Consider the following 5,509-nt stretch of genomic DNA (forward strand, 5'->3'; position numbering starts at 1 on the left):
CGTGCACCAGGGCCTTCGCACGCTCCAGGTAGTCCCGGTAGACCGAGGCGGCCTGCGAAAAGTCCGGGCGGGATCCGATGGCGTGGCGCGATTGCTTGTCGGCGATCGCCTGCTCGTCCGCTTCGACGAACGAGCTGAAGTGGACGAACCCCAGGCGATCGCGCGCGTTGACGAGCCAACCGTCATCGGTACGCGACAACTGGCGCTCGTGCAGGTTCCAGAACGCGACGTTGAGGCCGGGATCCTTCAGCAGCCCCATGCCGTCGAAGAAGGCAAAGGCGAGGTCGATCCACTTCTGGTCGACGCCCAGGCCCAGTTGCGGCTCGTAGAAGCATTCCACGCGGCAACGTTCATGCCACCAGCGCAGCATCTGCTGAGCCTGCGTACATCGGCGCACCGCGAAGAATCCGAGGTTGCTGCTCCCGAAACGCAGCAGGTCGCGGTCACTCGGACGTCCCGGGCCCTCGTATGGACTCAATGCATGCGGCGTGAACACGGCGGCATGGTCGCGAAGGCCCGCGAAGACCGGTGCCAGCGGTGCGTAGACGCAGACGTCGGGGTCGAGGTAGAGCACCTGCTCGTATGACTCCAGCAGGTGCAGCGCGGCATACGGCTTGAGCGCGGTGTTGAACTCGATGATGTTGTACTTGAAAGCGCAGTGCAGGTAGTCCGGAAAACCCAGGTCCTCCGCCCAGAGCAGGCGGATGCGAGGGTCGCCGGTATCCACCGGCCGCTTGCCGTCGGCCACCAGGATGACGACGTCGACGTCCGCGTGATGCTCGAGAGCCGACAGGCTCATCGCCATGGCCTTGCCGAGGTAGTTGACGGAGCACGCGGTGAAGATGACCGTGCGCCGGGGGGCGCGCACGTCGACGCCGGATGAAGAGTGGTGCATGCTGTGGATTGATGGCGACTGAGAAGCGGGACAGGGATGGGGGGCGTCGAGAGAATCAGCCCCGCACGGAATCGATGGCGGTCAGCAGCACGTTGCCGCACCGCAGCCGCCGTGCCCGGCCCTGCTCGACCAGCTGGGCGGTCGTCGGCCTGCGGTGCGACCCGGCGCTGATGCACGCTTGCATCGCATCCGCCAGCGACTCAGGGTCGCGCGCACGGAAGAACGATACCAGCTCCTCGCCCACGATCTCCAGGTTCACGGGAATGTCCGAGGCAATCGCCGGCACGCCGAGAGCCACCGCATCATAGACGGACCCTCCGCCTGGCCCCCCTTCGTTCAAGGTGGGCTGCAACAGCGCGATGGCGCCTTTCAACAGCGCAATCTGATCACCCTTGGGAATCAGGCCCAGGATGTGCACGCGAGCCTGAAGTTGCTCCTTGCGCAGCAGCTCGACCAGCGAGTTGAAGTAGTCGACCGAGCGGTAGTCGCTGGTGGCGCCCGTGCAGACCAGATCGACATCGTCATGGCCGGATCGCCTGGCAAATTCGGCGAACGCCTTGAAGGCGGTGGCGTGGTCCTTGTGCTGCCAGAATTGGTTGCAGACGATGAAGTATCTCGACGGAATGCGATGTCGGACGCGAACCGGCGCGTCGTCCACGCTCAACCACGCAGGGGACGGGGCGGTGCTGAAGGGCAGGGCGAACACGCGCGCCTGCGCGTGCGGGTAGAACGTCGCGATGTCCGACGCCACCGCGTTGGCGTTCACGATGAGCCCACGCGCGCGTTCGAGCATGGACTGGAAGGCGTGATCGCGCTGTTCGCGCTCCTTKGCTGTGAAGAACTGCGGCAGGTGGCGATGTTGGAAGTCGTAGAGGTAGCCCAGCCAGGGAAGTTCTCGACCAAACGGAAGGGGCGAGAACGACGGCAGCAAGACGTCCAGCGACAGGTGCCGTGCTCGGCGGGACAGCGCGGACGCACCGGTGTCAATGTCGTGCAGTTGGATGGGGGCGTCGAAGCTGGCGATGGCCCGCTGCAGGTCGGCGCGGGTCGGCGCGTGGGATGCCGCGGACTTCCGGCGAAGCATGGCCTTGGTCGCCGCGCGCAGTCGCCGGTCGACGCGCTGCAGGGTGGCTCGAGGCCCGGTGCCCGGCGCGAGGAAATGCAACTCGAGCGGGATCGATGTCGCGTGCAGGCTGCTGACGACCGTGCGCAGGAAATCCAGGCCCCCGCCCCACTGGACGAAGCCGTCGCCGGTGATGCCGACCCTCAGCACGCTGCCATCCGCCTTGCCGGGATGCCGACATAGGTGCCCGGGTCGGCCAGCGAGCGCGTCACGACCGCACCCGCACCGACGACGATGTCGCCGGCGATGGTCCGCCGTTCGAGCACCTGCGTGCCTGTGCCGAGCAGACAGGCGTCGCCCAGCACCACATGGCCGGACAGATTGCATCCCGGGTTGATGACGTTGTACGAGCCGATCGAGATGTCGTGGCCGATGGTGGTGTTCCAGTTGAAGAGATTGAAGTCCCCGATCTGGATGTCACAGGTCATGACCACGCCCTTGGTCACGATGTTGCCTCGGCCGATGCGCACGCAGGCGCTGTCGATGTCGACCGAGGGATGGACCAGGTTGGGGAACCCGAGGTGGGATGTGGACAGCCGCTGCGCAATGGTCCGGCGCACACGGGGGTGGCCGATGCCGATCACGACGTCAGCCGGATCAGTCCGGGCTTGCAGGTGGGCATCGGTGAATCGCACCTCGCCGTAGCTGAAGCTGCGCCCCAGCTCGGACGCGTCTTCTGCGACGAAGGAGATCCTGGACCAGCGGGTGGCGTTGGGATCCATCTGGCGCGCCAGCTGTGCGGCCTCGCGTGCCATGCCGCTCGTGCCGATGATGAGCAGTTCAATCGGCACGGGCGAAGAACCTCGTCATGGACTCGGTGATGCGGGCAACTCCCCGCTCGTCGAGTCCTGGCCAACTCGGCAGGTTGATGCCGCGCCAGGCAAGATTCTCCGCCACGGGATGGCGGCGATAGCTGCGGTCGTACATCGGCATCGTGTGCACCGGATAGAACAGCGGGCGGGTTTCGATGCCGTCGGCAGCCAGGTGCGTGCGCAGGGGATCGCGCAGTTCGGGGGTCGAGACGAGGACCGAGATCATCCAGTAGCTATGGCGCGTGCCAGCCTGCTCCTGGTGCATCTCCAGGGGCAGCCCGGCCAGAGCGCTGCGGTAGCGCTCGGCGAGCTGCCTCTTCGCTTCGATGAACTGGTCGGCCCGCTCCAGTTGCGCCAGCCCGATGGCGGCCGCGATGTTCGTCATGCGGTAGTTGTAGCCAATGACGTCGTGCCAGTACTCCCGATGGGCAGCCAATCCCTGGCCCTTGTAGTGGCGAGCGCGTTCGGAGAGTGTCTTGTCGTTCGTCACGACCATGCCGCCTTCTCCGGTCGTGATCGTCTTGTTGCCGAAGAAGCTGAAGGTGGAGATGTCGCCGAAGGTTCCGACATGCCGACCCTTGTACAACGTGCCAAAGGCCTCCGCACAGTCTTCGACGACGAACAGCTTGTGCTCGGAGGCGATGGCCATGATTGCGTCCATGTCACACGACTGTCCGTACAGATGGACCGGCATGATGGCCTTGGTGCGGGGCGTGATGTGGCGCCTCACGTCCTCAGGGTCGATCTGCCACGTCGATGCGAGCGAGTCGACGAAAACGGGCGTGGCCCCGGTATAGGCGATTGCGTTCGCCGATGCGATGTAGGTCAGCGTCGGCACGATGACCTCGTCCCCCGGTCCGATGCCGAGCGCCAGCAGCGCCAAGTGGATGGCTACCGTTCCATTGCAGACCGATGCGGCATGGGCAACCTCGATGCGTTGCGCGAAATGGTTCTCGAACTCGGTCACGAAGCGGCCTCGCGACGAGATCCACGAGGTGTCGAGGCATTCGTTGACGTACTTCTTCTCGTTTCCGTTGAGGTCGGGCTGGTAGATGGGGATCGTGAATTTGCTCATGGATGGACCTCGGGCAATGTCGTTGACAGAAGGGATGCGTCGGAACGGTCTTTGGTGTCAGGTCAAAGGCGTCGGCTTGAGCCGACGCCGCAGGTCAAGCGCGTGCTGCATCAGCACTGCCGGCATCAGCAGCACCGGCACGAAGACTCCCCAGAAGCGCGCCTCCCGCCAGCAGACGGGAAACGCGGCCAGAAAGCTCTTGAAATAGACGCCGCGCACGCGGCCCAGCTTGAAGCCGATGACGCGGTTCACGAGCAGGTTGCGCAGCACCTTGTGCATCAGCAGCCGGTACACGGGGCTGCCGCGGCCGAACACGTCGCCGGCGGCATCGGAGAAGCCGATGACGTCGATCTGGAAGCGCTTGAAATGACCGGCGCTCAGGAAGGAGTCGTTGTCACTGCGGCAGCGCACGAGGGGCGCGGCCACCGCACCCCAGGTGCCGGCGTCGCGGATCATCGCGTACAGCACATACAGGTGCACGAGGCCGTTGTAGTACTTCTCGATGCCCGGTGCCTGCGCATGGCGGCTCCAGGCCTCCTTCCGGAAGACCTGGCCGGAGATGAAGCTCAGGTAGATGCCGAGGTCGTCGCATGCGTCCAGGGCCGAGCGGTGGACATGGACCCGCTCCGTGCGCGGCGTGAAGAGATCCATGTCGGGCAGGGCGCGTGTCATGCTCAGGTCGTACATCTGCCGGTTGACGCTGAAGCCGGGAAGTTCGGGGTGGCTCGCGATGGCCTGCAGAACCTCGGCCACTCCCCCCGGCGCCACCAGGTCGTCGCTCCCCATGAGCCAGGCGTAGCGGCCGGCCGCCAGCTCGACCGCCTTCAGGAAGTTGCGGTCGGCGCCGACGTTCGTGGCCGACCGCACGTAGCGGATCTGCGGGTGCCGCTGCGCCAGCTCCTGCATCAGCGCATCCGTGCCGTCGGTCGAGGCGTTGTCGCTCACGACGATCTCGACGCCGTCGACACCCTGGCCCAGGATGCTGTCGATCGTGTGGCGCAGCATATCGGCGCGGTTGTAGGTCGGGATGCAGATCGACAGGAGGTAGGGCATGGCGGGGCGAGGCGGGCGTATCAACGGGGTGTCCACATCCGGACCACGTGGCGCGGCAGCACCCACGAGACCGTCAGCAGGAAGGCGGTGATGAGCGCGATCACCATGCCGGCGACGCCGTAGCGTGGCGCGAGGACGACCTGCAGCGTCACGTTGATGGCGGCCTGGACGGGCACCCACTTCAGCAGCGGGCCGATGCGGCTCATGCTGGACAGCACGGTCGAAAAGGTGTCGGTCCAGATGCGCACCGAGAAATAGAGGCCCAGCAGCACGATCACCAGCGGACCCGCGGAGAGGGTGGTCCTGGGTGCCAGCAGGTCGAAGATCTGCCGTTCGAAGCACAGCACGCCGAGCGTGACCGCGAGCATGAAGCACGCTCCGCGTGCGAGGATCGCCTTCACCCGTGCGCGCACGGCCTGCCAGTCGTTTCGGGCGATGAGTTCGGTGAGAACGGGCCAGAACGCCAGCAGCACCGAGAAGTAGACGAAGAAGGCGGTGCCGAAGACCTTCATCGAGACGTTGTAGACCACGATGTCGGACGCTGGCAGGAC

The 5,509-nt window shown here is 65.5% G+C and carries 6 protein-coding genes; all 6 read right to left on the reverse strand.

Annotated elements, in window-relative coordinates; all coding sequences use genetic code 11:
* A partial coding sequence (locus AC1D12_RS23290; protein WP_477843139.1) for a glycosyltransferase family protein occupies nucleotides 1-868 on the reverse strand: 868 nt, incomplete at its 3' end.
* 82 nt (nucleotides 869-950) lie between these two features.
* The gene (locus AC1D12_RS23295) at nucleotides 951-2,168 is read right to left on the reverse strand and encodes a glycosyltransferase family 4 protein (protein WP_477843141.1); all 1,218 of its coding nucleotides are present in this window, start codon (nucleotides 2,166-2,168) and stop codon (nucleotides 951-953) included.
* Nucleotides 2,162-2,809: a NeuD/PglB/VioB family sugar acetyltransferase gene (locus AC1D12_RS23300; protein WP_477843143.1), complete on the reverse strand. Its 648-nt coding sequence runs from the start codon at nucleotides 2,807-2,809 to the stop codon at nucleotides 2,162-2,164. Before AC1D12_RS23300 ends, AC1D12_RS23295 begins: the two co-directional genes overlap by 7 nt.
* Complete coding sequence (locus tag AC1D12_RS23305) at nucleotides 2,799-3,905, reverse strand: DegT/DnrJ/EryC1/StrS family aminotransferase (RefSeq protein WP_477843145.1); 1,107 nt, start codon at nucleotides 3,903-3,905, stop codon at nucleotides 2,799-2,801. The genes AC1D12_RS23300 and AC1D12_RS23305 overlap by 11 nt, the downstream gene beginning before the upstream one ends.
* A 57-nt stretch (nucleotides 3,906-3,962) precedes the next feature.
* Nucleotides 3,963-4,958 (reverse strand): glycosyltransferase family 2 protein, encoded by a 996-nt coding sequence (locus tag AC1D12_RS23310; protein WP_477843147.1) that lies wholly within the window; start codon nucleotides 4,956-4,958, stop codon nucleotides 3,963-3,965.
* A gap of 20 nt (nucleotides 4,959-4,978) precedes the next feature.
* Nucleotides 4,979-5,509 (reverse strand): lipopolysaccharide biosynthesis protein (locus AC1D12_RS23315; protein WP_477843149.1); only part of this gene is annotated, 531 nt, incomplete at its 5' end.

It is taken from the genome of Rhizobacter sp. P1_G5 (assembly GCF_056405435.1).

Excerpts from the sequence above, each read along its gene's own strand:
- AC1D12_RS23305 (WP_477843145.1), bottom strand. The coding sequence starts at position 3,905 with ATGAGCAAATTCACGATCCCCATCTACCAGCCCGACCTCAACGGAAAC.
- AC1D12_RS23310 (WP_477843147.1), bottom strand. The coding sequence starts at position 4,958 with ATGCCCTACCTCCTGTCGATCTGCATCCCGACCTACAACCGCGCCGAT.